Raw genomic sequence first — 22,190 nt, 5'->3', positions numbered from 1 at the left:
CCTTCTGCGGCGGTTTGGGGAGAGTTCCGTCAACTTCCGTGACCGTGTGGGGGGATTGTTCTTTTCTGTCCTCGTGGGGGCGGATCGTGCGGTCGTAGCGTGAGCCGTCGGCATACGACACGAGGTTTGCTGGGGTTTCTTGATGCACGGGGTTGCACTCGCCGATCGGCCGGCACGGACGGTGCCCACGGCCGCGCGGAAGCCGGTCACAGCGTCCGGCGGCCGGACCCGTCCCCGCCTGTACGTCCTCGACGGCATCCGCCTGCTCGCCGCGCTGCTGGTGGTCCTGCACCACTACGCGGGGACGAACCGAGTGAACCAGCCCGGCAACGCGATCTGGGGCCGGCCGGTCTCGGAGCTGATGCCGAGCTGGTTCCGGGTGGCGTCGTTCGGCTGGATCGGCGTCGAGATCTTCTTCGTCATCAGCGGCTTCGTCATCTGCATGTCCTGCTGGGGCCGTACGCCGAAGGACTTCTTCGTCTCGCGGGTGATCCGCCTGTACCCGGCGTACTGGTTCGGAGTCCTGTTCACGACGGCGGTGCTGGTGGCCCTGCCCGGTGTCTGGGAACGCCTTCCGGTCCGCGAAGTCCTGTTCAACCTGACCATGCTCCAGCAGGGCTCCGACATCCCCAACGTCGACCTCGTCTACTGGACCCTCTGGTCGGAACTCCGCTTCTACCTCCTCTTCCTCGTCGTCGTCGCCATGGGCCTGACCTACCGGCGGGTGGTGGTGTTCTGCTGCGTCTGGGGCGCCGCCGCGATGCTCGCGCCGGTGTCCGAGTTCCCGCTCCTCGTGCTGGCCGCCGATCCGAGCGGCGCCTGGTACTTCATCGCCGGCCTCGCCCTCTACCTCATGCACCGCTTCGGCCAGGACCTGCTGCTCTGGGGCATACTCGCCATGTCCTGGCTGATGGGCCAGCTGGAGCTGGGCGAGCGGGTGGCGTACGAGCAGGTCAGCAGCTGGCGGGGCGCGGTGCTGATCTACACGGCGTTCCTGCTGTTCATGGCCGCCGTGGCGCTCGGCCACACGGACCGGGTTCGCTGGAAGTGGCTGGCGACGGCGGGCGCCCTGACGTATCCGCTGTACCTCACCCACTACCTCGCCGGTACGGCGATCATCCACCGCTTGCGCGACACCACGGACCCACGTCTGCTGGTCGTGGGCGTGACGGCCGGGTTCCTGATGCTGAGCTGGTTGGTGCACCGGGTGGTGGAGCGGCCGGTGGCGCGGGTGCTGAAGCGAGGGCTGGACAGGTCGTTCACGCGGTTGCGGGCGTTCCAGCGGGCTGCCTGAGGCACTGACCCGGCGCGGGGATCGTGGGCTCGGGGCGCCGGGATCGAGGTGTCGGGATCGAGGACGCGGGGCTCAGGGCGCGGTGGAGGCGGTGGCACCCTCGCCGGTGACGCCGTACTCGTGGCGGACGCAGCCGCCGTCGGCGCGCAGGACGGGCTGCTCCGAGTACCAGTCCGGGGCCAGGGTCAGTTCGATCCCGCCGTCGGTGGCGGTGACGCCCGGGAGGCCCGAGTCGTCGTCCGGAGCCAGGCGCCGCACGTCGACGCCCCGCGCGGTCCAGGTCCGGCGGAGGTCCTCCACGGCGGCGAGATAGGCGGCGCGGTCGGCGAAGTCCAGCTTCCACTCGTAGGCCGGCCGGTCGCGGGTGACCCCGGTGTCGTCGAAGCCGAAGTCGTCGACGCAGGAGCCGTCGGCCTCCTCCAGGGAACCCTCGTCCGCCGTGGGCAGCGGGTCCAGGTCCCGAAGGACCCGCTCGCCCGCCGCCTCCGTACGCGCCACCCGCTCCCGGTACTCCGCCGCCGACAGCACCGGCCCGCCCGCCAGCTCCTGGCAGGCGGCCGAGCCGAAAGCGATCAAGAGGGCGACGGCGATGCCGGTCGTGGCCGGGATGACGCCTCGGGGGAACGCGGGATGGAGCCGGGACCTGGGTGCGGGCATACGTCGATCCAAGCCGCGGGGCGGGTGCGACGGGAGGGCGGAGATACCCGGTCCGGATGAGTAGAAGTCCCCATGTTTCCGAAAGCGCTTGTGCGAGCGGTGGTACTCGCCTAGGAATGATCACGGACAGGCCGGGTCCGTCCGATCCACCGGACATCCCCCGGACCCTCCCGGCCGCCCCTCCCGAGAGAGTGAGCCCGTGAGCACCGTCCCGCCGTCCGAGCAGCCCGACGAGCAACCGTCCATATCAGACGAGCAGTTGGCAGCCTTCCTGCGCGAAGCCGCGGAGGGCGGCGGCACCGCCGCGCCGAAGGAGCCCTCGGCGCGGGCGCGGATGGTGACCCAGCGGCTGCGGGAGCAGGGCGACGCCCCGCCGCCGGGCTGGCGGACGGGCCCGGCGTCGCACGAGGTGAACGGCCGCACCCGCCGCAGACGCAGACTGGGTGCCGTGCTCGGCGTACTGCTGGTCGCGGGTCTGGCAGTCGTCGCGATCCGCCCCTCGCTTCTGCTGGACCAGCTGCCCGGCGCAAGCGACGACAAGCCGGAGGCCGGCGCTTCCGTTTCCGCGTCCCCCGTCACCGGGGGCGGGCCGACCCTGGATGCCCCGTTCCGTGGCTCCCCGGCCCGCTCCTGGGCCGAAGGCGCGGACGCGATCGAACTCCCGGCCGCCAAGGCGGTCGGCGACATGAGCGAGGAGCAGGTGGAGCAGGCCCTGCGCCGGACCAAGGACTTCCTGGTCGCCTCCAACCTCGACCCGGCCGTACGGCGCGGCGCCCAGCCGGCGAAGGCACTCTCGTTCCTCGACCCGAAGCAGCCGGACATGCTGCCGGACGCACGCCGGGCCCTTCGCTCGCCGGACCGCGAGCACGACCCCGTGAACCTGTTCACCCGCTTCGACCCCGACGAGGTGCGCCCGGTCGGCGACGTGGTCAAGGTGCGCGGCCGGATGACGTACGAGGCCGGCGAGCCCGGCCAGGTCCGGGTGCGCGCCGACTACACCTTCGTCTACCCGATGGCGAAGGCCGAGTCCGGCGCCGACCGCATCTCCCGCACGATCGTCCGCCGCGGCCTGACCATGGTCCTGTCCGACCCGGCCCGCTGGGATGTCACGGCGGGGAAGCTCCTCGTGGAGCGCTACGACGCGGCGTACTTCAACGTCGCGTGCGAGAACGACGGCGGCTTCCTGCACCCGTCCTTCCCGACGGTCGCCCCCACCGACAGCCCGCCGACCGGTGAGGCCCGCGACCCGTACGACCTGGACACGCCGCTGGGTGAGGTGTTCGACGGGGAGGCGTGCGGGACGGTCACGCGGAGCTAGTGCTGTGACCGCGTAGGTTCGCCGGGCCAGGGCATGGCCCTGCCCCGAAGGCACGGAGCACTCGTGCAGGGAACCCTTGTGACGGGGACGGCAGGTGTCACCGAGAGTCAGGTGACACCTGGTGTCGCGAGAGGGTCAGCCTGCGCCGTTCTCGGTCGACGTCCGTGACGACGACGGTCACCTCGTCGCCGGCCTCAACGACGTCCCGTGGAGTTGCCGCGGGCGTCGAGGTGAGTTCTTGAAGATGGACCAGTCCCTGAACGCCGTCGGCGACCTGGACGAAGACGCCGAACGGGACCACTTTGGTGACCTGTCCCTGCAGAGTCTGGCCAACCGCGATGCTGTCGGCGAATGCCTGGAAGGGGTCCGGCTGCGTCGCTTTCAGGGACAGCCTGGCCTCTCCGTTCCATGTGTCGAACTGGAGGAACTCGCACGAGACGCGCTGCCCGACCTGAACGACGTCCGAAACTGCTTCGATGTGTCGCCACGACAGTTCGGGAATCGTGATGAACCCGACGCCGGGGAAGACCGGATGGTCGGGGCCGTCGTCCAGCGCCACGAACACCCCGAACGGTTCGACGGCCGTGATCGTGCCGGAAAGGATCTCGCCGCGGTGACGTGATTTCAGGAACGCCCACAGTTCCGGGTTCTCGGTGGCGGTCATTGCCAGCCGGGCGTGGCCCTCATCCAGATCAATGGCGATCACCTCGGCGGTGATCCGCTGGCCGACCTTCACGGCCGCAGACTGATTCCAACTCCAGGAGACGTCCAAAGGCCAGATGGTCCCCAGCGGGCGTGCGGAGAATCCGTCCAGGGTGACCGTCACCCCGCGAGATCGTGTCACCTCTGCCACAGTCCCGCTGCAGAGGTCACCGATGCGGATTCCTGCCAGGAACTCCCGACAATCCTGATCGCCCGACGCTGCCCCCATGCCGTCCAGCCTCTCATGAAGAGCCGTGCGCTGGCTCGGCGATGGGTGTCAGGCTGCGGGCTTGCGGGCGCGTCCGCCCCAGCGGCTGCCTTTCTCACTGAGGACCCGGGCGCGCTCACGGCGTTCGGCAGCCAGGACGTCCCGGTGGCGGGCGTTGGCGTTGCGCCACCGAAGGTATGCGTGCAGTGGTTAACCGGTGGATCACGTCCCGGACGGTGTCCTCATCGGCCTGCACCAGCTGGGCGATCACCGCTCACTTCCCTGCCACGGTCAAGACATTGTCATGCGGCTGAAGTAGTCAGGCGAGCGTTGCGGCAGTCGCGGCAGTAGGTGCCTGGGCGCGGAGTCCGGATTGCGCGTTCGCAGCCCTCGCAGTTGTGGAAGGGGGGAGGGGCGGCCGGCCTGTCGGCGGGTGGTGGTGCCGTGGGTGCTGATGGTGGCAGTAGGTCGGTGAGGCGGTGGGCCAGTAGGGCCGGCGGGTTGCGCAGGGGCTCGCGTGGGAGGTTCGCGGCCAGGGTGTGGCGTACGGCGTCGGGGTGGGCGCCGCGTTCGAGCCAGGCGCCGACGGCTGGGGCGAGACGGCGGACGGCGCGCTCGGAGAGGAGCAGGCGGGGGTCGTGGTGGTGGAGTGTGGCGAGGAGGGCCGTGGCCGTGCGGTGACGGTCCAGGTCGGGTGCTTCGGGTTCGGGGAGTGGTGGCTTGAGTGAGGGTGAGGGTGCGGTTGCGGCCTCGTCCTCCGGCTTCGGCTCGGGTTCACGTCGGTGCGGCTGCGGCGGCGTCGTGTCCCTCGGCGGTGGTGGGGGAGTGGGAGTGGGAGTGGCCTCGATGGGCTGCGGCTGGTTGTACGACACCGTGTGCGTGACGATGCGGCCGCTGGGAAGGCGTTCGCGGACTCGGGCCAGGTAGCCGTGGGCCTCCAGCTCCCGCAGGGCTGCGGCGATGCGGGTCTCGCCCTCGGGGAAGCGAGCGGCGAGGGTCTTGATGTCCACGCGGGCGCGGTCGGGCAGCGACTGGATGTGGGCGGCCAGGCCGATCGCGGTCAGCGAGAGGCTGCGGTGTTGGGTCAGGTGGTTGCCCACGACCGTGAAGCGGTTCGTGTGCGGGGTGTTGATGTGGGTGATACCGCGCGGATTCAGCGGCTGCGCGCACGCGGGCGCGCTAGGGTGCTGCGTATCCATCGGGAAGTCCTCCAACTTCCTCGGTGGTCAGGCCCTCGATCGGGATGCCAGTCCCGGCCGGGGGCCGTCGCATGTCTGCTGTTGTGGTCGCCGCGGCGAGCATATGCCAGCCAACCAGGCGCGAATCCAGCCGAGTCGGGCAGCGCCACTCTTCCGGGTGACAGGGGTGCCTGGGGACCTTCGGTGGGGTCGGGTGGGGTGGGGTTTGGTTGGTTCTTCTTCCCAGGCGTTATGGAAAAGCTTTGATCACGCGCCGGGCCGGGCCGCGGCTGACCGGGACGGGGTCGGTCGCGATCCGGTCTCTCCGGTCCTCACTTCCGCCCATACGGTCTTGCGCGGAGGCGGGCCCTCCGTGACTCCCCAGCGGTCCGCAAGTGCGTCCACGATCAGCAGGCCGCGGCCCGATTCGGCGTCGGGCGCGGCCGGGGCGGTCTGCGGCAGGCGGTCGGCCCGCGTGTCGGTCACCTCGATACGCAACGTGTCGTCGACGACGTAGAGCAGCAGCCGGAAGTCCCGGCCGGGGGCGCGGCCATGCGTCGCGGCGTTGGCCGCCAACTCCGCCACGATGTGCTCCGCCGGGTGCAACGGCAGTCCCCAGGACCGGAGTTGTTCCGTTGCCAGCAGGCGAGCCAGGCGGGCGCCTCGTGGCGTGGGGGACAGTTGCAGGCTGAAGTTGCGGACGGCGATTTCCTGATTCACGTCACTCAGCGTTGCGGGACTTGCCTACCGTGTTGAGTGACAGCGGCGATACGTAGAGTCACTGTCCAGCCCTTGTCCGGCCGTGTCCAAGCTTGTCGGCTCGGGCGACGCGGGTAGTGCGGCGTTGAAGTGGCGCGGGCGACGGAGGGGCGCGGCATGGTGGCGGTCGACAGTGACGCGGGGCGGGTCAGCGGCATCCGCGAGGCGGACGAGCCGGGGTGGGAGGTGGACCCGGACGACGAGTGGGGGCTCGCGGTCATCGCCACCGTCGGGCGGCAGCTCAGGCTGCGGCGCGAGGCGGTGGGCATGCGGGTCGCCGAGTTCGCGACAGCGGTCGGGTACGGGGAGGACCTGGTCTACAAGATCGAGGCCGGGAAGCGGATTCCCCGCCCTGAGTACCTGGACAGGGCCGATGAGGTGCTGGGCGCGGGCCGCTTGCTTGCCGCGATGAAGGAGGACGTGGGCAAGGTCCGGTACCCGAAGAAGGTGCGGGAACTGGCGAAGTTGGAGGCCCAGGCGGTCGAGATCGGCGTCTACGAGTGCAACATCATCGCCGGGTTGTTGCAGACGCCCGAACACGCGCGGGCGGTGATCGGTGCGGCACAGCCGCCGTACTCGCCGGACGACGTGGACCGCATGGTCGCGGCTCGTCTGGCCCGGCAATCGGTCTTCGCACGTGACCCGGCGCCTGCGCTCAGTTTCGTCCTGGAAGAGGGGGCCGTGAGGCGCCCCATCGGGGGCACAATGGTTTGGCGTCACCAGCTCGAACGGCTGCTGGAGGTGGGGCGGTTGCACAACGTCGTGCTCCAAGTGATGCCGATGAATTGCGACACCCACTCCGGTTTGGACGGCCGTATCGAGCTGCTGAAGTTCGCGGATGGCGCGGCGGTGGGCCGCTCCGACGGCGCGTTCAACGGTCGACCGGTGCACGACCCAAAGCACCTGCGCATCCTTGAGCTGCGGTATGGCACCATCCGGGCTCAGGCGCTCTCGCCCCGGGAGTCGCTGGCCTTCATTGAGCAACTGCTGGGAGAGACATGATGCGCAAGCCCGCTGCCGGGGACGCCTCCGAGCTGGTGTGGTTCAAGAGCAGCTACAGCGGTGGCAACGACGGCAACTCCTGCGTCGAGGTCGCCATAGCGCCCCGCACCGTCCACGTCCGTGACTCCAAGAGCCTCGCCGGCCCCGAGCTCGCGCTCCCCGCGGCCGCGTGGACCGACTTCCTCGCCTACGCGTCACGGGGTGCCTGAAGCATGATCGGCGAGCCCACCGCCGGAGACTCCTCTGCACTGGCCTGGTTCAAGAGCAGTTACAGCGGCGGCACCGATGGCGAGTCCTGCGTCGAGGTCGCCACAGCGCCCCGCACCGTCCATGTCCGTGACTCCAAGAGCCTCGGCGGCCCCCAGCTCGCGCTCCCCACGGCCGCGTGGACCGACTTCCTCGCGCACGCCCGTCAGTCCCAGTAAGCGGACTCCGCCGGCAGCTTCACCCCCGTGCAACCACGCCGCTCCGCGACATCGGCGACGTACGCCTCGAACAGCGCCTCGCGGCGGTCCGCGATGACGCCGTCGTAGGTGTAGCTGATCGTCAACGTGTGCAGTGCGGGCTCGCCGGCGCAGGTGGAGGACGCCCACAGGATGCCGCTCTCGTGGCCGCCGGCGGTGCCGGGGCGGAGGTGTCGCAGGTCGCCGCCGTAGTCCTCGTAGCCGACCGACCGCGCGTCCGCGCCGAAGTACGAGGCCGTCCGCATCCACCAGGGCGAGTGCGTGAGCGCGCTGTCGCCGTAGTCGGCCGCGTCCTCAGGGCCGCTCCACCGCACGGCTCGGGCGCGGTCGGGGCTCATGGCCAGCAGGCAGGTCTCCTCGGTGGCCCGGGGCGCGGTGGGCAGGCCCAGGGCGCGGTCGGGGAGCCGGCTCTGCCCCGTGCGGTCGAGGTACGGGCCGTACCAGGCGCATGAGCCCTTCGCGGTGTCCGCCGCGCGAAGGGTCCGGGACGGCGGGTTCAGGCGGTCCGGGAGGTCTGGGAGGCGGGTCTCGCAGCCGAGCGCTGTGGCGGCCCGTTCCGCGGCCCCGTGGGTGATGGACGCCAGCCGGGAGAGGTCCTCGCCGGAGACGTCGTCGTAGTCGGCGCGCGCCGTGACGGTCAGCAGGTCGGGGGTCTCGTCCGAGCCGGGGGAGGCGCAGTCCGCGCGTACGGTGACGGACTGGTCCGTGTACGAACCGAGCGTCCCCTCGCCCAGGGACCGGCCCTCGGGCCGGTCGGCGCGCCGTGTCACGTCCTGCTCACCGGAGTCGTAGGAGAAGGGCTCCGAGGCTGTCTCGTCCCCCACCGTGTGCACCGGCGCCCCGTCGGACGACGTGCGGACGCTCAGCGTCAGCAGGCCGTCGGACCGGTCCGGTCCCGGCACGCCGTAGACGCGGCACCAGCCGGGCGCGGGCGCCTCCAGGTCGATGGTCCGGTCGGTCGTGGCCCGCACCGTCCCGCCGTCGAGGTCCATCACGTCCTCGCCGGACACCAGCCCCGCGCACGCCTGCGCGATCTCCCGTTCGCTCGCCGCGCGGTCGCGGCTGTCGTCGTACGTCAGCCAGAAGGCCCAGAGCGAGGCTCCGATGCCCAGAACCGCCGTGCCGCACCACAGCCGGGTAAGCATGCTCATGCCCGTCAGACTGCCAGGTGTTTGACCTGCGTCACGCTCGGGGTATTCTTCCCGGCTCGATTGGCGTCTGCCGTGCCTGCTATGGCAGACTGTCCGAGTTGCTCGGTCGAGTGTTGATGCTGCGCGCCTCCCGCCGGGAGGACCGGAAGCGAGTCCCACAGTACTCGTCGCCCCTGATCAGGGGCGGACGTACGGGAATCTTCCGGGAAGTGTCGGTGCGGCACCGGCCAGGCACCCGGTGGGCTTCTCGTCCCCGGCTTGCGGTTCCGGCAGGGCCGTGTGCATTCCCCGCAGGGATGTTCGAACAAGGGACATCTGTGTCAGCGGGAGCGCGACACGCCCGACCGCGTGGGTCGGAGAAGAGCAACGGAACACCGGGTTCCAGAGCGTTAGAGAGACAGGACTACTGAGTAGCCATGGCGGGACAGAAGATCCGCATCCGGCTCAAGGCCTACGACCACGAGGTCATCGACTCCTCGGCGAAGAAGATCGTCGAGACGGTGACCCGCACTGGTGCGTCGGTCGCGGGCCCGGTGCCGCTGCCCACTGAGAAGAACGTGTACTGCGTCATCAAGTCGCCGCACAAGTACAAGGACTCGCGCGAGCACTTCGAGATGCGCACGCACAAGCGCCTGATCGACATCCTCGACCCGACCCCCAAGACCGTTGACTCTCTGATGCGACTCGACCTCCCGGCCGGTGTCGACATCGAGATCAAGCTCTGAGGCCGGTGATCTGAGAGATGGCTAAGCAGATCAAGGGCATCCTGGGCGAGAAGCTCGGCATGACGCAGGTGTGGGACGAGAACAACCGTGTTGTTCCGGTCACCGTCGTCAAGGCCGGCCCCAACGTCGTCACCCAGGTCCGCACGAACGACGTCGACGGCTACGAGTCCGTCCAGATCGCCTTCGGCGACATCGACCCGCGCAAGGTGAACAAGCCCCTCAAGGGTCACTTCGCCAAGGCGGACGTCACCCCGCGTCGTCACCTCGTGGAGATCCGCACGACGGACGCCGCCGAGTACACCCTCGGCCAGGAGATCACCGCTGAGGTGTTCGAGGCCGGCGTGAAGGTCGACGTCACCGGCAAGAGCAAGGGCAAGGGCTTCGCCGGTGTCATGAAGCGCCACAACTTCCGTGGTCTCGGCGCCGGTCACGGCACCCAGCGCAAGCACCGCTCCCCCGGTTCCATCGGTGGCTGCGCCACCCCGGGCCGTGTGTTCAAGGGCCTCCGCATGGCGGGTCGCATGGGCAACGAGCGGGTCACCACCCAGAACCTGACCGTCCACGCCGTTGACGCGGAGAAGGGTCTGCTGCTCATCAAGGGCGCGGTTCCCGGTCCGAACGGCGGCCTCGTCCTGGTCCGCACCGCGGCCAAGGGGGCCTGAGGTAACCGATGAGCACTGTTGACATCCTTTCGCCGGCGGGCGACAAGGCCGGTTCCGTCGAGCTCCCCGCGGAGATCTTCGGCGTTGAGAAGGTCAGCGTTCCGCTGATCCACCAGGTCGTCGTCGCGCAGCTGGCCGCTGCCCGTCAGGGCACGCACAAGACCAAGACCCGTGGCGAGGTCCGTGGTGGCGGCAAGAAGCCGTACCGCCAGAAGGGCACCGGTCGCGCCCGTCAGGGTTCGACCCGCGCGCCGCAGTTCGCCGGTGGTGGCGTCGTGCACGGTCCCGTGCCGCGCGACTACTCGCAGCGCACCCCGAAGAAGATGAAGGCTGCCGCTCTGCGTCACGCCCTCACCGACCGGGCGCGTCACAACCGCATCCACGTCGTCACCGGCGTGGTCGAGGGCGAGACCCCCTCCACGAAGGCCGCGAAGAGCCTGTTCGGCAAGATCAGCGAGCGCAAGAACCTGCTCCTGGTCGTCGACCGCGCCGACGAGGCCGCGTGGCTGTCCGCCCGCAACCTGCCCCAGGTCCACATCCTGGAGCCGGGCCAGCTGAACACGTACGACGTTCTCGTCTCCGACGACGTGGTCTTCACCAAGGCCGCTTTCGAGTCCTTCGTGTCCGGCCCGAAGGCTGCTGACACCGAAGGGAGCGAGGCCTGATGGCTATCCGTCACCCCGCCATTGCCTCCAAGGCCGCCAAGGCCGCCAAGGCCGCCCGCGTCGCCAAGGCGCGTCGCCACGCCGCCGAGGGCAAGAACACCGTCGTCACTCCGGCGAGCAAGGCGTACACGGACCCCCGTGACGTCCTGATCAAGCCGGTCGTGTCCGAGAAGAGCTACGCGCTGCTCGACGAGAACAAGTACACGTTCATCGTCGCGCCGGGCTCCAACAAGACCCAGATCAAGGAGGCCGTCCAGGCGGTCTTCTCGGTCAAGGTCACCGGGGTCAACACGATCAACCGCCAGGGCAAGCGCAAGCGGACCCGTACCGGCTTCGGCCAGCGTGCGGCGACCAAGCGCGCGATCGTGACCCTCGCCGAGGGCGACCGTATCGACATCTTCGGCGGTCCGACCGCCTAAGGGCGGTCCGGATCGTCCGATATCGGACGAGGACTGAGAAATGGGAATCCGCAAGTACAAGCCGACTACGCCGGGCCGCCGTGGCTCCAGCGTCGCCGACTTCGTCGAGGTCACGCGGTCCACGCCGGAGAAGTCGCTGGTCCGTCCCCTGCACAGCAAGGGCGGCCGTAACAATTCCGGTCGTGTGACCGTTCGCCACCAGGGTGGCGGGCACAAGCGCGCCTACCGCGTGATCGACTTCCGTCGTCACGACAAGGACGGCGTGCCGGCGAAGGTCGCGCACATCGAGTACGACCCCAACCGCACCGCGCGCATCGCGCTGCTGCACTACGCCGACGGCGAGAAGCGCTACATCCTCGCCCCGCGCAACCTGCAGCAGGGTGACCGCGTCGAGAACGGTCCCGGGGCCGACATCAAGCCGGGCAACAACCTGGCCCTCCGCAACATCCCGGTCGGTACCACGATCCACGCGATCGAGCTCCGTCCCGGTGGCGGTGCCAAGTTCGCCCGCTCCGCCGGTGCCTCCGTGCAGCTGCTCGCGAAGGAGGGCGCCTACGCCCACCTCCGCATGCCGTCCGGAGAGATCCGCCTGGTCGACGTGCGCTGCCGCGCCACCGTCGGCGAGGTCGGCAACGCCGAGCAGAGCAACATCAACTGGGGTAAGGCCGGCCGTAAGCGCTGGCTGGGCGTTCGCCCGACCGTCCGTGGTGTGGTCATGAACCCGGTCGACCACCCGCACGGTGGTGGTGAGGGTCGTACCTCCGGTGGCCGCCACCCGGTCTCCCCGTGGGGCAAGAAGGAAGGCCGTACTCGTTCGCCCAAGAAGGCGTCGAACAAGTACATCGTCCGCCGCCGCAAGACGAACAAGAAGCGCTAAGGACGGGTTGAGATGCCTCGTAGCTTGAAGAAGGGGCCCTTCGTCGACGACCACCTGATGAAGAAGGTGGACGCCCAGAACGAAGCGGGCACCAAGAACGTCATCAAGACCTGGTCCCGTCGCTCGATGATCGTGCCGGCCATGCTCGGCCACACGCTCGCGGTGCACAACGGCAAGACCCACATCCCGGTGTTCGTCACCGAGTCGATGGTCGGCCACAAGCTCGGCGAGTTCTCGCCGACGCGCACCTTCCGGGGCCACGTCAAGGAAGACCGGAAGTCGAAGCGCCGCTAGTAGCGGATCGCATTCAGACACGTAAGTAACTGAAGGGACAACCATGGAAGCCAGGGCCCAGGCGCGGTACATCCGCGTCACGCCCATGAAGGCCCGCCGCGTGGTGGACCTCATCCGTGGCATGAACGCCACGGAGGCCCAGGCTGTTCTGCGATTCGCTCCGCAGGCAGCCTCCGTGCCGGTCGGCAAGGTGCTCGACAGCGCCATCGCCAACGCCGCGCACAACTACGACCACACCGACGCTGACAGCCTCTACATCTCCGAGGCCTACGTCGACGAGGGCCCGACCCTGAAGCGGTTCCGTCCGCGTGCCCAGGGCCGTGCCTACCGGATCCGCAAGCGGACCAGCCACATCACCGTGGTCGTCGCCAGCAAGGAAGGAACCCGGTAATGGGCCAGAAGGTAAACCCGCATGGGTTCCGGCTCGGTGTCACGACCGACTTCAAGTCGCGTTGGTACGCCGACAAGCTGTACAAGGACTACGTCAAGGAAGACGTCGCCATCCGTCGGATGATGACGTCCGGTATGGAGCGCGCCGGCATCTCGAAGGTCGAGATCGAGCGCACCCGTGACCGCGTCCGCGTCGACATCCACACCGCGCGTCCCGGCATCGTCATCGGTCGCCGCGGCGCCGAGGCCGACCGCATCCGCGGTGACCTGGAGAAGCTGACCGGCAAGCAGGTCCAGCTGAACATCCTCGAGGTCAAGAACCCGGAGACGGACGCTCAGCTGGTGGCCCAGGCCGTCGCCGAGCAGCTGTCCTCCCGTGTCTCCTTCCGCCGCGCCATGCGCAAGAGCATGCAGTCGGCGATGAAGGCGGGCGCCAAGGGCATCAAGATCCAGTGCGGTGGCCGCCTCGGCGGCGCCGAGATGTCCCGCTCGGAGTTCTACCGCGAGGGCCGTGTGCCCCTGCACACGCTCCGCGCGAACGTGGACTACGGCTTCTTCGAGGCCAAGACGACCTTCGGCCGCATCGGTGTGAAGGTCTGGATCTACAAGGGCGACGTCAAGAACATCGCCGAGGTCCGCGCCGAGAACGCTGCCGCCCGTGCGGGTAACCGCCCGGCCCGCGGTGGCGCCGACCGCCCGGCCCGTGGTGGCCGTGGTGGCGAGCGGCGCGGTCGTAAGCCGCAGCAGGCTGCCGGCGCCGAGGCCCCCAAGGCCGAGGCCCCCGCGGCTGCCGCTCCGGCTGAGAGCACCGGAACGGAGGCCTGACCGAAATGCTGATCCCCCGTAGGGTCAAGCACCGCAAGCAGCACCACCCGAAGCGCAACGGTATGTCCAAGGGTGGGACGCAGGTTGCGTTCGGCGAGTACGGCATCCAGGCGCTGACCCCGGCGTACGTCACGAACCGCCAGATCGAAGCGGCTCGTATCGCCATGACCCGTCACATCAAGCGTGGCGGCAAGGTCTGGATCAACATCTACCCGGACCGTCCCCTCACCAAGAAGCCTGCCGAGACCCGCATGGGTTCCGGTAAGGGTTCGCCGGAGTGGTGGATCGCCAACGTCAAGCCCGGACGCGTCATGTTCGAGCTGTCGTACCCCAACGAGAAGATCGCCCGTGAGGCGCTGACTCGTGCCGCGCACAAGCTGCCGATGAAGTGCCGGATCGTCAAGCGCGAGGCAGGTGAAGCGTGATGTCGGCCGGTACCAAGGCGTCCGAGCTGCGCGAGCTGGGCAACGAGGAGCTTCTGGCGAAGCTCCGCGAGGCCAAGGAAGAGCTGTTCAACCTCCGCTTCCAGGCGGCGACGGGCCAGCTCGAGAACCACGGTCGGCTCAAGGCCGTCCGTAAGGACATCGCGCGGATCTACACCCTGATGCGCGAGCGCGAGCTGGGCATCGAAACGGTGGAGAACGCATGAGCGAGAACAACGTGACTGAGCAGAACACCGAGGCGCGCGGCTTCCGTAAGACCCGTGAGGGCCTGGTCGTCAGCGACAAGATGGACAAGACCGTCGTCGTCGCCGTCGAGGACCGCGTCAAGCACGCGCTGTACGGCAAGGTCATCCGCCGTACGAACAAGCTCAAGGCGCACGACGAGCAGAACGCCGCGGGTGTCGGCGACCGCGTCCTCCTCATGGAGACCCGGCCGCTGTCCGCGACGAAGCGCTGGCGCGTCGTCGAGATCCTCGAGAAGGCCAAGTAGGTAATTCCCGCAAGGGAATTCCAAAAAGTACGTTCCTGCGGGGCATCCCTCGCAGGACAGTTCCGCCAGGCTCCGGGGGCCGCTCGCTGAGCGGCCCCCGGGGAACCGGCAGACAAACAGGAGATAGACGTGATCCAGCAGGAGTCGCGACTGCGTGTCGCCGACAACACTGGTGCGAAGGAGATCCTTTGCATCCGTGTGCTCGGTGGCTCCGGTCGCCGCTACGCGGGCATCGGTGACGTCATCGTCGCCACCGTCAAGGACGCGATCCCCGGTGGCAACGTGAAGAAGGGTGACGTCGTCAAGGCGGTCATCGTTCGCACCGTCAAGGAGCGCCGCCGTCCGGACGGCTCGTACATCCGCTTCGACGAGAACGCCGCCGTCATTCTGAAGAACGACGGCGACCCTCGCGGCACCCGTATCTTCGGCCCGGTGGGCCGTGAGCTGCGCGAGAAGAAGTTCATGAAGATCATCTCGCTCGCGCCGGAGGTGCTGTAAGCATGAAGATCAAGAAGGGCGACCTGGTCCAGGTCATCACCGGTAAGGACAAGGGCAAGCAGGGCAAGGTCATCGCGGCCTACCCCCGCGAGGACCGCGTCCTGGTCGAGGGTGTCAACCGGGTCAAGAAGCACACCAAGGCCGGTCCGACCGCTCGCGGTTCCCAGGCCGGCGGCATCGTGACCACCGAGGCGCCGATCCACGTCTCCAACGTCCAGCTGGTCGTTGAGAAGGACGGCAAGAAGGTCGTCACGCGTGTCGGCTACCGCTTCGACGATGAGGGCAACAAGATCCGCGTTGCCAAGCGGACGGGTGAGGACATCTGATGGCTACCACCACCACTCCGCGTCTGAAGCAGAAGTACCGCGAGGAGATCGCGGGCAAGCTGCGTGACGAGTTCAAGTACGAGAACGTCATGCAGGTGCCCGGCCTCGTCAAGATCGTGGTCAACATGGGTGTCGGCGACGCCGCCCGTGACTCGAAGCTGATCGAGGGCGCGATCCGCGACCTGACCACCATCACCGGTCAGAAGCCGGCCGTCACCAAGGCCCGCAAGTCCATCGCGCAGTTCAAGCTGCGTGAGGGCCAGCCGATCGGTGCCCACGTCACGCTCCGTGGCGACCGCATGTGGGAGTTCCTGGACCGCACCCTGTCGCTCGCGCTGCCGCGCATCCGCGACTTCCGCGGCCTGTCCCCGAAGCAGTTCGACGGCCGTGGCAACTACACCTTCGGTCTCACGGAGCAGGTCATGTTCCACGAGATCGACCAGGACAAGATCGACCGCGTCCGGGGTATGGACATCACCGTGGTCACCACGGCGACCAACGACGCTGAGGGCCGCGCGCTCCTTCGTCACCTCGGCTTCCCGTTCAAGGAGGCGTGAGCGAGATGGCGAAGAAGGCTCTGATCGCTAAGGCTGCTCGCAAGCCCAAGTTCGGTGTGCGTGGCTACACCCGCTGCCAGCGCTGCGGCCGTCCGCACTCCGTGTACCGCAAGTTCGGCCTCTGCCGCGTGTGCCTTCGTGAGATGGCTCACCGTGGCGAGCTGCCGGGCGTGACCAAGAGCTCCTGGTAATCCCCGTACATAGGGATTCCTGGACCTCTCGGTAAGCAACTGGGTCGGCGGAGGCCCACACCTTCCATGCCTTAGGCTAGGAGGGTTGGGCCTCTGCCGCCCTGGATCGACTTACTACGCCGTAGGTCCCCGCGCCGCACCCGTCCCGTCTGAAGAAGTACGGGGAGAGGGATGGCGCATATAGGAAACCCCGGCGAGAAAGGCCACAGGCCAATTCATGACCATGACTGATCCGATCGCAGACATGCTGACGCGTCTGCGGAATGCGAACTCGGCGTACCACGACTCGGTGTCGATGCCGCACTCCAAGATCAAGTCCCACATCGCGGAGATCCTCCAGCAGGAGGGCTTCATCACGGGCTGGAAGGTCGAGGACGCCGAGGTCGGCAAGAACCTCGTCCTCGAGCTGAAGTTCGGCCCGAACCGTGAGCGCTCCATCGCGGGCATCAAGCGGATCTCCAAGCCCGGTCTCCGGGTGTACGCGAAGTCCACCAACCTGCCGAAGGTGCTCGGCGGCCTGGGCGTGGCGATCATCTCCACGTCGCACGGGCTCCTCACCGACAAGCAGGCCGGCAAGAAGGGCGTGGGTGGGGAAGTCCTCGCCTACGTCTGGTAGCAGAAGGGAACGGAGGAAACAGCTATGTCGCGCATCGGCAAGCTCCCCATCGCGGTTCCCGCCGGCGTGGACGTCACCATCGACGGCCGCACGGTCAAGGTCAAGGGCCCCAAGGGCGAGCTGACCCACACCGTTGCTGCTCCGATCGACATCGCCAAGGGCGAGGACGGCACCCTGCAGGTGACCCGCCCCAACGACGAGCGTCAGAGCAAGGCCCTGCACGGCCTGTCCCGCACGCTGGTGGCGAACATGATCACCGGCGTGACCCAGGGTTACGTGAAGAAGCTCGAGATCAGTGGTGTCGGTTACCGCGTGACCGCCAAGGGCGCCAACCTCGAGTTCGCGCTCGGTTACAGCCACCCGATCGTGGTCGAGGCCCCCGAGGGCATCACCTTCAAGGTGGAGACCCCGACTCGTTTCCAGGTCGAGGGCATCGACAAGCAGAAGGTCGGCGAGGTTGCGGCCAACATCCGCAAGCTGCGCAAGCCCGACCCGTACAAGGCCAAGGGCGTCAAGTACGAGGGCGAAGTCATCCGCCGCAAGGTCGGAAAGGCGGGTAAGTAAGCCATGGCATACGGGCAGAAGATCCTGAAGGGCGACGCCTACAAGCGCGCCGCGATCAAGCGCCGTCACATCCGGATCCGCAAGCGGATCTCCGGTACGGCGGAGCGTCCCCGTCTGGTCGTGACCCGCTCCAACCGCCACATCGTGGCGCAGGTGATCGACGACCTGAAGGGCCACACCCTGGCGTCGGCGTCCACCCTGGACGCTTCGATCCGCGGTGCCGAGGACAAGTCCTCGCAGGCCAAGAAGGTCGGCGCCCTGGTCGCCGAGCGTGCCAAGGCCGCCGGTGTCGAGGCTGTCGTGTTCGACCGTGGTGGTAACCAGTACGCCGGGCGCATCGCCGCCCTGGCGGACGCCGCCCGCGAGGCCGGACTCAAGTTCTGAGTCCTGGTTCCGTAGCTAGCGGAGACAGAGAGAGGTAATTCCAATGGCTGGACCCCAGCGCCGCGGTGGCGGTGCCGGTGGCGGCGAGCGGCGGGACCGGAAGGGCCGTGACGGCGGCGCAGCTGCCGCCGAGAAGACCGCGTACGTTGAGCGCGTTGTCGCGATCAACCGCGTCGCCAAGGTTGTGAAGGGTGGTCGTCGCTTCAGCTTCACCGCGCTGGTCGTGGTGGGCGACGGTGACGGCACCGTGGGTGTCGGATACGGCAAGGCCAAGGAGGTGCCGGCCGCCATCGCCAAGGGCGTTGAGGAGGCCAAGAAGCACTTCTTCAAGGTCCCCCGGATCCAGGGCACCATCCCGCACCCGATCCAGGGTGAGAAGGCTGCCGGCGTCGTGCTGCTCAAGCCCGCGTCCCCGGGTACCGGTGTTATCGCCGGTGGTCCGGTGCGTGCCGTGCTCGAGTGCGCCGGTATCCACGACGTGCTGTCGAAGTCGCTCGGCTCCGACAACGCGATCAACATCGTGCACGCCACCGTGGAGGCCCTGAAGGGCCTGCAGCGTCCCGAGGAGATCGCGGCCCGCCGTGGTCTGCCGCTCGAGGACGTCGCTCCCGCGGCCCTGCTGCGTGCGCGTGCCGGGGCGGGTGCGTAATCATGGCGCAGCTCAAGATCACGCAGGTCAAGTCCTACATCGGCAGCAAGCAGAACCACCGTGACACCCTGCGGTCGCTTGGTCTCAAGGGGATCAACACCGTGGTCGTCAAGGAGGACCGCCCCGAGTTCCGCGGCATGGTGCACACCGTCCGCCACCTCGTGACGGTCGAGGAGGTCGACTGATCATGGCGGAGCAGAACCCGCTGAAGATCCACAACCTCCGTCCGGCCCCCGGCGCCAAGACCGCCAAGACCCGTGTCGGTCGTGGTGAGGCGTCGAAGGGTAAGACGGCCGGTCGTGGTACCAAGGGCACGAAGGCCCGCTACCAGGTTCCGGAGCGCTTCGAGGGTGGCCAGATGCCGCTCCACATGCGCCTCCCGAAGCTGAAGGGCTTCAAGAACCCGTTCAAGACCGAGTACCAGGTCGTGAACCTCGACAAGCTGGCCGCGCTGTACCCGGAGGGTGGCGAGGTCACCGTCGAGGGTCTGGTCGCCAAGGGTGCCGTTCGCAAGAACAGCCTCGTCAAGGTGCTCGGCCAGGGCGAGATCTCCGTGGCGCTGCAGGTGACGGTCGACGCCGTCTCCGGCTCCGCCAAGGAGAAGATCACCGCCGCCGGCGGTTCCGTCACCGAGCTCGTCTGAGTCCTTCAGGCGTCTCGATGACTTGAGCGATCCCGACCGGGGATACCCCACAAATGGGGTATCCCCGGTTGGTCGTTCCTAGGGTGGCAGTCTCGCCGGTAAGGTGGCCTGCACTGCCAACTTTCACCGGGTGCCGCACCTTCGGGCACTCGGAGCGGCAGTCGACCGTTACGTATTTCGTTGTCCATCGGAATCTCAAGACCGTCACCCTTGACGCAGATGCGCGGGGGTCGCAGGAGGCACCGTGCTCACCGCGTTCGCCCGGGCGTTCAAGACGCCCGACCTGCGCAAGAAGCTGTTCTTCACGCTCGGCATCATCGTGATCTACCGGATCGGCACACATATCCCGATCCCCGGCGTCGACTACAAGAGCGTCCAGATCTGCATCGACCAGGCGAACGCCAACCAGGGCATCTTCGGTCTGGTCAACATGTTCAGCGGCGGCGCGCTCCTGCAGATCACGATCTTCGCGCTCGGCATCATGCCCTACATCACGGCGAGCATCATTCTGCAGCTGCTGACCGTGGTGATCCCGCGCCTGGAAGCCCTCAAGAAAGAGGGACAGTCGGGTACGGCAAAGATCACCCAGTACACCCGCTACCTGACGGTCGCGCTGGCGATCCTCCAGGGCACCGGTCTGGTGGCCACCGCCCGCAGCGGCGCGCTCTTCGCGAACTGCTCGGTCGCCGGCCAGATCGTGCCGGACCGCTCGATCTTCGCGACCGTCGTCATGGTCATCACCATGACCGCGGGCACCGCCGTCGTCATGTGGCTGGGTGAGCTGATCACCGACCGCGGCATCGGCAACGGCATGTCGATCCTGATGTTCATCTCGATCGCCGCGACCTTCCCGTCCGCGCTGTGGGCGATCAAGCAGCAGGGCACCCTGGCCGACGGCTGGATCGAGTTCGGCACCGTGATCCTCGTCGGCCTGTTCATGGTCGGCCTGGTGGTCTTCGTCGAGCAGGCCCAGCGCCGCATCCCGGTCCAGTACGCGAAGCGCATGATCGGCCGCCGGTCCTACGGCGGTACCTCGACGTACATCCCGCTGAAGGTGAACCAGGCCGGTGTGATTCCGGTCATCTTCGCGTCGTCGCTGCTCTACATCCCCGCGCTGATCGTCCAGTTCTCCAACTCCACTGCTGGCTGGGCCGGCTGGATCCAGGCGAACCTGGCGGACACCGGGGCGCCGGTTCACATCACGATCTACTTCTTCCTGATTGTCTTCTTCGCGTTCTTCTACGTGGCCATCTCGTTCAACCCCGAGGAAGTCGCGGACAACATGAAGAAGTATGGTGGCTTCATCCCGGGCATCCGGGCTGGCCGACCGACCGCTGAGTACCTGTCGTACGTGCTCAACCGGATCACCTGGCCGGGTTCGCTGTATCTGGGTCTGATCGCTCTCGTGCCGACAATGGCGTTGGCTGGTTTCGGGGCAAACCAGAACTTCCCGTTCGGCGGGACCAGCATCCTGATCATCGTGGGTGTCGGTCTCGAGACCGTGAAGCAGATCGAGAGCCAGCTCCAGCAGCGCAATTACGAAGGGTTCCTCCGCTGATGCGAATCGTCCTCGTCGGGCCGCCGGGTGCCGGTAAGGGAACGCAAGCCACGCGCCTTGCCGAGAAGCTGTCGATCCCGCACATCTCCACGGGCGACCTGTTCCGCGCCAACATCAGCCAGCAGACGGAGCTCGGCAAGCTCGCGAAGTCCTACATGGACGCCGGCAACCTCGTGCCGGACGAGGTCACCATCGCCATGGCGAAGGACCGCATGGAGCAGCCGGACGCCGAGAACGGCTTCCTCCTGGACGGCTTCCCGCGCAACGTCTCGCAGGCGGAGGCGCTGGACGAGCTGCTGACCACCGAGGGCATCCAGCTGGACGCGGTGCTCGACCTGGAGGCTCCGGAGGACGAGGTCGTCAAGCGGATCGCCGGCCGCCGGATCTGCCGCAAGGACTCCAGCCACGTCTTCCACGTGACGTACAGCAAGCCGAAGACCGAGGGTGTCTGCGACGTCTGCGGCGGCGAGCTCTACCAGCGGGACGACGACTCCGAGGACACCGTCCGCACACGGCTCGAGGTCTACCACACGCAGACCGAGCCGATCATCGACTACTACAAGGCCCAGGGGCTGGTCGTCACCATCTCCGCGATGGGTGCGGTGGACGAGGTCACGGGGCGCGCCCTGGAGGCGCTGAAGCGTGAGGACGACGGCAAGTAGCCGTCGGAGCGGTAGCGGCCGTGGCACCCCGAGGGGCGTCACGGCCGTACTGTTGTGTAGGTAACCGGTTGACGTGAGTGACGGAGAGCGCAGGGCCCCCATGGTGCAGATCAAGACCCCCGAGCAGATCGCCAAGATGCGTGCGGCGGGGCTGGTCGTCGCAGCCATCCACGCGGCCACCCGGGAGGCCGCGGTGCCCGGCGCCTCCACGAGGGATCTCGACCAGGTCGCCCGCAAGGTGCTCGCCGAGCACGGGGCGAAGTCGAACTTCCTCGGCTACGGCGGGTTCCCCGCGACCATCTGCACCTCCGTGAACGACGTCGTCGTCCACGGCATCCCCTCCGAGGACGTCGTCCTCAAGGACGGGGACATCATCTCCATCGACTGCGGCGCGATCGTCGACGGCTGGCACGGTGACGCCGCCTACACGGCGTTCGTGGGCTCCGGTCACGCCCCGGAGCTTGTCGAGCTCTCCCGGGTGACCGAGGAGTCGATGTGGGCCGGCATCGCGGCCATGAAGCAGGGCAACCGGCTCGTCGACATCTCCCGGGCCATCGAGACCTACATCCGCCGCCAGCCGAAGCCGGGCGGCGGCCGTTACGGGATCATCGAGGACTACGGCGGCCACGGCATCGGCACCGAGATGCACATGGACCCGCACCTGCTGAACTACGTCGACCGCCGCCGCGGCAAGGGCCCCAAGCTGGTCCCCGGCTTCTGCCTCGCCATCGAGCCGATGGTCTCCCTGGGCACCCCGAAGACGGAGGTCCTGGAGGACGACTGGACGGTCATCACGACCGACGGCACCTGGTCCTCCCACTGGGAGCACTCCGTGGCGCTCACCGAGCAGGGCCCCCTGGTCCTGACCGCCCCGGACGGCGGCAAGGCGAAGCTGGCGGAGTACGGGGTCACCGCGGCGCCGGACCCGCTCGCATAATGATCTCCGGCGTGGGGCAGACTGCCTCGATTCGTGTTTCCGGGTGCGCTGACGTAGACTGACTCGTCGGCTCTTGTGTACC

General features: G+C 68.0%; 34 protein-coding genes. 29 read left to right on the top strand and 5 right to left on the bottom strand.

Features of this window, described 5'->3' with window-relative positions:
• Positions 1–142: 142 nt before the first annotated feature.
• Positions 143–1,294, top strand: coding sequence for an acyltransferase family protein (locus ACSU6L_RS15230; RefSeq protein ID WP_437057214.1), 1,152 nt, complete (start codon positions 143–145; stop codon positions 1,292–1,294).
• Between the two features lie 72 nt (positions 1,295–1,366).
• Here the strand turns inward: ACSU6L_RS15230 and ACSU6L_RS15225 are convergent, their stop codons facing one another.
• Entirely contained in the window at positions 1,367–1,951 is a 585-nt protein-coding gene (locus ACSU6L_RS15225; RefSeq protein ID WP_437057212.1) for a hypothetical protein, read from the bottom strand.
• A gap of 199 nt (positions 1,952–2,150) precedes the next feature.
• Here ACSU6L_RS15225 and ACSU6L_RS15220 point away from each other — a divergent pair, with 199 nt between their 5' ends.
• Positions 2,151–3,269 carry a hypothetical protein gene (locus ACSU6L_RS15220; protein ID WP_437057210.1) on the top strand — a complete coding sequence of 373 codons (1,119 nt, stop codon included), beginning with the start codon at positions 2,151–2,153 and terminating at the stop codon, positions 3,267–3,269.
• A gap of 97 nt (positions 3,270–3,366) precedes the next feature.
• Here ACSU6L_RS15220 and ACSU6L_RS15215 read toward each other — a convergent pair whose 3' ends face one another.
• The 3 genes from ACSU6L_RS15215 to ACSU6L_RS15205 form a co-directional block, all read right to left on the bottom strand.
• Complete coding sequence (locus ACSU6L_RS15215) at positions 3,367–4,200, bottom strand: S1 RNA-binding domain-containing protein (protein WP_437057209.1); 834 nt, start codon at positions 4,198–4,200, stop codon at positions 3,367–3,369.
• Positions 4,201–4,481: 281 nt separating this feature from the next.
• A complete protein-coding gene (locus ACSU6L_RS15210; protein ID WP_437057207.1) occupies positions 4,482–5,378 on the bottom strand; it encodes a helix-turn-helix domain-containing protein in 897 nt (298 codons plus the stop codon).
• Positions 5,379–5,624: 246 nt separating this feature from the next.
• Positions 5,625–6,077, bottom strand: coding sequence for an ATP-binding protein (locus tag ACSU6L_RS15205; protein ID WP_437057205.1), 453 nt, complete (start codon positions 6,075–6,077; stop codon positions 5,625–5,627).
• A gap of 156 nt (positions 6,078–6,233) precedes the next feature.
• Between ACSU6L_RS15205 and ACSU6L_RS15200 the strand changes: the two genes are divergently transcribed.
• Genes ACSU6L_RS15200 through ACSU6L_RS15190 form a run of 3 tightly spaced genes read left to right on the top strand, consistent with a single transcriptional unit; the run spans position 6,234 to position 7,543 of the window.
• Positions 6,234–7,118, top strand: a complete 885-nt coding sequence (locus ACSU6L_RS15200; protein ID WP_437057203.1) for a helix-turn-helix domain-containing protein — start codon at positions 6,234–6,236, stop codon at positions 7,116–7,118.
• On the top strand, positions 7,115–7,327 hold the full coding sequence (locus ACSU6L_RS15195) for a DUF397 domain-containing protein (RefSeq protein WP_437057201.1): 213 nt from the start codon (positions 7,115–7,117) through the stop codon (positions 7,325–7,327). Before ACSU6L_RS15200 ends, ACSU6L_RS15195 begins: the two co-directional genes overlap by 4 nt.
• 3 nt (positions 7,328–7,330) lie before the next feature.
• Positions 7,331–7,543 carry a DUF397 domain-containing protein gene (locus ACSU6L_RS15190; RefSeq protein ID WP_437057199.1) on the top strand — a complete coding sequence of 71 codons (213 nt, stop codon included), beginning with the start codon at positions 7,331–7,333 and terminating at the stop codon, positions 7,541–7,543.
• On the opposite strand, the gene ACSU6L_RS15185 is transcribed toward ACSU6L_RS15190, so the two are convergent.
• Complete coding sequence (locus tag ACSU6L_RS15185) at positions 7,531–8,733, bottom strand: hypothetical protein (RefSeq protein ID WP_437057197.1); 1,203 nt, start codon at positions 8,731–8,733, stop codon at positions 7,531–7,533. The genes ACSU6L_RS15190 and ACSU6L_RS15185 overlap by 13 nt on opposite strands.
• Before the next feature lie 416 nt (positions 8,734–9,149).
• Between ACSU6L_RS15185 and rpsJ the strand changes: the two genes are divergently transcribed.
• The 24 genes from rpsJ to map all read left to right on the top strand — a co-directional run bounded on the left by rpsJ (position 9,150) and on the right by map (position 22,108).
• Positions 9,150–9,458, top strand: coding sequence for a 30S ribosomal protein S10 (gene rpsJ / locus ACSU6L_RS15180; RefSeq protein WP_003948644.1), 309 nt, complete (start codon positions 9,150–9,152; stop codon positions 9,456–9,458).
• Positions 9,459–9,475: 17 nt separating this feature from the next.
• Positions 9,476–10,120 carry a 50S ribosomal protein L3 gene (rplC, locus tag ACSU6L_RS15175; RefSeq protein WP_437057195.1) on the top strand — a complete coding sequence of 215 codons (645 nt, stop codon included), beginning with the start codon at positions 9,476–9,478 and terminating at the stop codon, positions 10,118–10,120.
• 8 nt (positions 10,121–10,128) lie between these two features.
• Positions 10,129–10,785: a 50S ribosomal protein L4 gene (gene rplD / locus ACSU6L_RS15170; RefSeq protein ID WP_073940535.1), complete on the top strand. Its 657-nt coding sequence runs from the start codon at positions 10,129–10,131 to the stop codon at positions 10,783–10,785.
• Positions 10,785–11,204 (top strand): 50S ribosomal protein L23, encoded by a 420-nt coding sequence (gene rplW, locus ACSU6L_RS15165; RefSeq protein ID WP_073940534.1) that lies wholly within the window; start codon positions 10,785–10,787, stop codon positions 11,202–11,204. The genes rplD and rplW overlap by 1 nt, the downstream gene beginning before the upstream one ends.
• A gap of 40 nt (positions 11,205–11,244) precedes the next feature.
• Positions 11,245–12,081, top strand: a complete 837-nt coding sequence (gene rplB / locus ACSU6L_RS15160) for a 50S ribosomal protein L2 (RefSeq protein ID WP_073940533.1) — start codon at positions 11,245–11,247, stop codon at positions 12,079–12,081.
• Between the two features lie 12 nt (positions 12,082–12,093).
• Positions 12,094–12,375, top strand: a complete 282-nt coding sequence (rpsS, locus tag ACSU6L_RS15155; protein ID WP_030233885.1) for a 30S ribosomal protein S19 — start codon at positions 12,094–12,096, stop codon at positions 12,373–12,375.
• A gap of 43 nt (positions 12,376–12,418) precedes the next feature.
• The gene (gene rplV / locus ACSU6L_RS15150; RefSeq protein WP_437057192.1) at positions 12,419–12,766 is read left to right on the top strand and encodes a 50S ribosomal protein L22; all 348 of its coding nucleotides are present in this window, start codon (positions 12,419–12,421) and stop codon (positions 12,764–12,766) included.
• Positions 12,766–13,590 (top strand): 30S ribosomal protein S3, encoded by an 825-nt coding sequence (rpsC, locus tag ACSU6L_RS15145; RefSeq protein WP_010036723.1) that lies wholly within the window; start codon positions 12,766–12,768, stop codon positions 13,588–13,590. Before rplV ends, rpsC begins: the two co-directional genes overlap by 1 nt.
• 5 nt (positions 13,591–13,595) lie before the next feature.
• A complete protein-coding gene (rplP, locus tag ACSU6L_RS15140; protein WP_009190136.1) occupies positions 13,596–14,015 on the top strand; it encodes a 50S ribosomal protein L16 in 420 nt (139 codons plus the stop codon).
• Entirely contained in the window at positions 14,015–14,239 is a 225-nt protein-coding gene (gene rpmC / locus ACSU6L_RS15135) for a 50S ribosomal protein L29 (RefSeq protein WP_007494763.1), read from the top strand. Before rplP ends, rpmC begins: the two co-directional genes overlap by 1 nt.
• The gene (gene rpsQ / locus ACSU6L_RS15130) at positions 14,236–14,523 is read left to right on the top strand and encodes a 30S ribosomal protein S17 (RefSeq protein ID WP_020941675.1); all 288 of its coding nucleotides are present in this window, start codon (positions 14,236–14,238) and stop codon (positions 14,521–14,523) included. The genes rpmC and rpsQ overlap by 4 nt, the downstream gene beginning before the upstream one ends.
• 129 nt (positions 14,524–14,652) lie before the next feature.
• The gene (gene rplN, locus ACSU6L_RS15125; RefSeq protein WP_003998823.1) at positions 14,653–15,021 is read left to right on the top strand and encodes a 50S ribosomal protein L14; all 369 of its coding nucleotides are present in this window, start codon (positions 14,653–14,655) and stop codon (positions 15,019–15,021) included.
• Between the two features lie 2 nt (positions 15,022–15,023).
• On the top strand, positions 15,024–15,347 hold the full coding sequence (rplX, locus tag ACSU6L_RS15120) for a 50S ribosomal protein L24 (protein ID WP_073940530.1): 324 nt from the start codon (positions 15,024–15,026) through the stop codon (positions 15,345–15,347).
• A complete protein-coding gene (rplE, locus tag ACSU6L_RS15115) occupies positions 15,347–15,904 on the top strand; it encodes a 50S ribosomal protein L5 (RefSeq protein ID WP_019753095.1) in 558 nt (185 codons plus the stop codon). The genes rplX and rplE overlap by 1 nt, the downstream gene beginning before the upstream one ends.
• A 5-nt stretch (positions 15,905–15,909) precedes the next feature.
• Positions 15,910–16,095 (top strand): type Z 30S ribosomal protein S14, encoded by a 186-nt coding sequence (locus ACSU6L_RS15110; protein ID WP_003948630.1) that lies wholly within the window; start codon positions 15,910–15,912, stop codon positions 16,093–16,095.
• A 217-nt stretch (positions 16,096–16,312) separates the two neighbouring features.
• Positions 16,313–16,711, top strand: coding sequence for a 30S ribosomal protein S8 (gene rpsH / locus ACSU6L_RS15105; protein WP_014674378.1), 399 nt, complete (start codon positions 16,313–16,315; stop codon positions 16,709–16,711).
• A 24-nt stretch (positions 16,712–16,735) separates the two neighbouring features.
• Positions 16,736–17,275: a 50S ribosomal protein L6 gene (gene rplF / locus ACSU6L_RS15100; RefSeq protein WP_073940529.1), complete on the top strand. Its 540-nt coding sequence runs from the start codon at positions 16,736–16,738 to the stop codon at positions 17,273–17,275.
• A gap of 3 nt (positions 17,276–17,278) precedes the next feature.
• Positions 17,279–17,659 (top strand): 50S ribosomal protein L18, encoded by a 381-nt coding sequence (gene rplR / locus ACSU6L_RS15095; RefSeq protein ID WP_073940528.1) that lies wholly within the window; start codon positions 17,279–17,281, stop codon positions 17,657–17,659.
• A 43-nt stretch (positions 17,660–17,702) separates the two neighbouring features.
• On the top strand, positions 17,703–18,308 hold the full coding sequence (rpsE, locus tag ACSU6L_RS15090) for a 30S ribosomal protein S5 (RefSeq protein WP_009190144.1): 606 nt from the start codon (positions 17,703–17,705) through the stop codon (positions 18,306–18,308).
• A 2-nt stretch (positions 18,309–18,310) separates the two neighbouring features.
• Entirely contained in the window at positions 18,311–18,493 is a 183-nt protein-coding gene (rpmD, locus tag ACSU6L_RS15085; RefSeq protein ID WP_003998814.1) for a 50S ribosomal protein L30, read from the top strand.
• A 2-nt stretch (positions 18,494–18,495) separates the two neighbouring features.
• Complete coding sequence (gene rplO, locus ACSU6L_RS15080) at positions 18,496–18,951, top strand: 50S ribosomal protein L15 (protein ID WP_019753100.1); 456 nt, start codon at positions 18,496–18,498, stop codon at positions 18,949–18,951.
• 244 nt (positions 18,952–19,195) lie between these two features.
• Complete coding sequence (secY, locus tag ACSU6L_RS15075) at positions 19,196–20,509, top strand: preprotein translocase subunit SecY (protein ID WP_437057187.1); 1,314 nt, start codon at positions 19,196–19,198, stop codon at positions 20,507–20,509.
• Positions 20,509–21,171: an adenylate kinase gene (locus ACSU6L_RS15070; protein WP_437057185.1), complete on the top strand. Its 663-nt coding sequence runs from the start codon at positions 20,509–20,511 to the stop codon at positions 21,169–21,171. The genes secY and ACSU6L_RS15070 overlap by 1 nt, the downstream gene beginning before the upstream one ends.
• Before the next feature lie 100 nt (positions 21,172–21,271).
• Positions 21,272–22,108, top strand: a complete 837-nt coding sequence (gene map, locus ACSU6L_RS15065; protein WP_073940524.1) for a type I methionyl aminopeptidase — start codon at positions 21,272–21,274, stop codon at positions 22,106–22,108.
• Positions 22,109–22,190: the final 82 nt, after the last annotated feature.

Origin of the sequence: Streptomyces sp. enrichment culture (genome assembly GCF_964272855.1) — a bacterium.
Lineage (GTDB): Bacteria > Actinomycetota > Actinomycetes > Streptomycetales > Streptomycetaceae > Streptomyces.
Note: the sequence above shows the minus strand (reverse complement) of the source record. Positions and strands in the feature narration are given on the sequence as shown.

Excerpts from the sequence above, each read along its gene's own strand:
- rpsQ (WP_020941675.1), top strand. The coding sequence starts at position 14,236 with ATGAGCGAGAACAACGTGACTGAGCAGAACACCGAGGCGCGCGGCTTC.
- rplO (WP_019753100.1), top strand. The coding sequence starts at position 18,496 with ATGGCGGAGCAGAACCCGCTGAAGATCCACAACCTCCGTCCGGCCCCC.
- rplP (WP_009190136.1), top strand. The coding sequence starts at position 13,596 with ATGCTGATCCCCCGTAGGGTCAAGCACCGCAAGCAGCACCACCCGAAG.
- rpsC (WP_010036723.1), top strand. The coding sequence starts at position 12,766 with ATGGGCCAGAAGGTAAACCCGCATGGGTTCCGGCTCGGTGTCACGACC.
- ACSU6L_RS15190 (WP_437057199.1), top strand. The coding sequence starts at position 7,331 with ATGATCGGCGAGCCCACCGCCGGAGACTCCTCTGCACTGGCCTGGTTC.
- rplE (WP_019753095.1), top strand. The coding sequence starts at position 15,347 with ATGGCTACCACCACCACTCCGCGTCTGAAGCAGAAGTACCGCGAGGAG.
- rpsH (WP_014674378.1), top strand. The coding sequence starts at position 16,313 with ATGACCATGACTGATCCGATCGCAGACATGCTGACGCGTCTGCGGAAT.
- rplC (WP_437057195.1), top strand. The coding sequence starts at position 9,476 with ATGGCTAAGCAGATCAAGGGCATCCTGGGCGAGAAGCTCGGCATGACG.
- rplX (WP_073940530.1), top strand. The coding sequence starts at position 15,024 with ATGAAGATCAAGAAGGGCGACCTGGTCCAGGTCATCACCGGTAAGGAC.
- ACSU6L_RS15185 (WP_437057197.1), bottom strand. The coding sequence starts at position 8,733 with ATGAGCATGCTTACCCGGCTGTGGTGCGGCACGGCGGTTCTGGGCATC.
- ACSU6L_RS15215 (WP_437057209.1), bottom strand. The coding sequence starts at position 4,200 with ATGGGGGCAGCGTCGGGCGATCAGGATTGTCGGGAGTTCCTGGCAGGA.
- rpmD (WP_003998814.1), top strand. The coding sequence starts at position 18,311 with ATGGCGCAGCTCAAGATCACGCAGGTCAAGTCCTACATCGGCAGCAAG.
- ACSU6L_RS15200 (WP_437057203.1), top strand. The coding sequence starts at position 6,234 with ATGGTGGCGGTCGACAGTGACGCGGGGCGGGTCAGCGGCATCCGCGAG.
- rplF (WP_073940529.1), top strand. The coding sequence starts at position 16,736 with ATGTCGCGCATCGGCAAGCTCCCCATCGCGGTTCCCGCCGGCGTGGAC.
- ACSU6L_RS15195 (WP_437057201.1), top strand. The coding sequence starts at position 7,115 with ATGATGCGCAAGCCCGCTGCCGGGGACGCCTCCGAGCTGGTGTGGTTC.
- rplB (WP_073940533.1), top strand. The coding sequence starts at position 11,245 with ATGGGAATCCGCAAGTACAAGCCGACTACGCCGGGCCGCCGTGGCTCC.
- rpsJ (WP_003948644.1), top strand. The coding sequence starts at position 9,150 with ATGGCGGGACAGAAGATCCGCATCCGGCTCAAGGCCTACGACCACGAG.
- rpsE (WP_009190144.1), top strand. The coding sequence starts at position 17,703 with ATGGCTGGACCCCAGCGCCGCGGTGGCGGTGCCGGTGGCGGCGAGCGG.
- ACSU6L_RS15230 (WP_437057214.1), top strand. The coding sequence starts at position 143 with ATGCACGGGGTTGCACTCGCCGATCGGCCGGCACGGACGGTGCCCACG.
- rplW (WP_073940534.1), top strand. The coding sequence starts at position 10,785 with ATGGCTATCCGTCACCCCGCCATTGCCTCCAAGGCCGCCAAGGCCGCC.
- rplV (WP_437057192.1), top strand. The coding sequence starts at position 12,419 with ATGGAAGCCAGGGCCCAGGCGCGGTACATCCGCGTCACGCCCATGAAG.
- ACSU6L_RS15070 (WP_437057185.1), top strand. The coding sequence starts at position 20,509 with ATGCGAATCGTCCTCGTCGGGCCGCCGGGTGCCGGTAAGGGAACGCAA.
- rpsS (WP_030233885.1), top strand. The coding sequence starts at position 12,094 with ATGCCTCGTAGCTTGAAGAAGGGGCCCTTCGTCGACGACCACCTGATG.
- ACSU6L_RS15110 (WP_003948630.1), top strand. The coding sequence starts at position 15,910 with ATGGCGAAGAAGGCTCTGATCGCTAAGGCTGCTCGCAAGCCCAAGTTC.
- rplR (WP_073940528.1), top strand. The coding sequence starts at position 17,279 with ATGGCATACGGGCAGAAGATCCTGAAGGGCGACGCCTACAAGCGCGCC.
- ACSU6L_RS15225 (WP_437057212.1), bottom strand. The coding sequence starts at position 1,951 with ATGCCCGCACCCAGGTCCCGGCTCCATCCCGCGTTCCCCCGAGGCGTC.
- rplD (WP_073940535.1), top strand. The coding sequence starts at position 10,129 with ATGAGCACTGTTGACATCCTTTCGCCGGCGGGCGACAAGGCCGGTTCC.
- map (WP_073940524.1), top strand. The coding sequence starts at position 21,272 with ATGGTGCAGATCAAGACCCCCGAGCAGATCGCCAAGATGCGTGCGGCG.
- rpmC (WP_007494763.1), top strand. The coding sequence starts at position 14,015 with ATGTCGGCCGGTACCAAGGCGTCCGAGCTGCGCGAGCTGGGCAACGAG.
- ACSU6L_RS15210 (WP_437057207.1), bottom strand. The coding sequence starts at position 5,378 with ATGGATACGCAGCACCCTAGCGCGCCCGCGTGCGCGCAGCCGCTGAAT.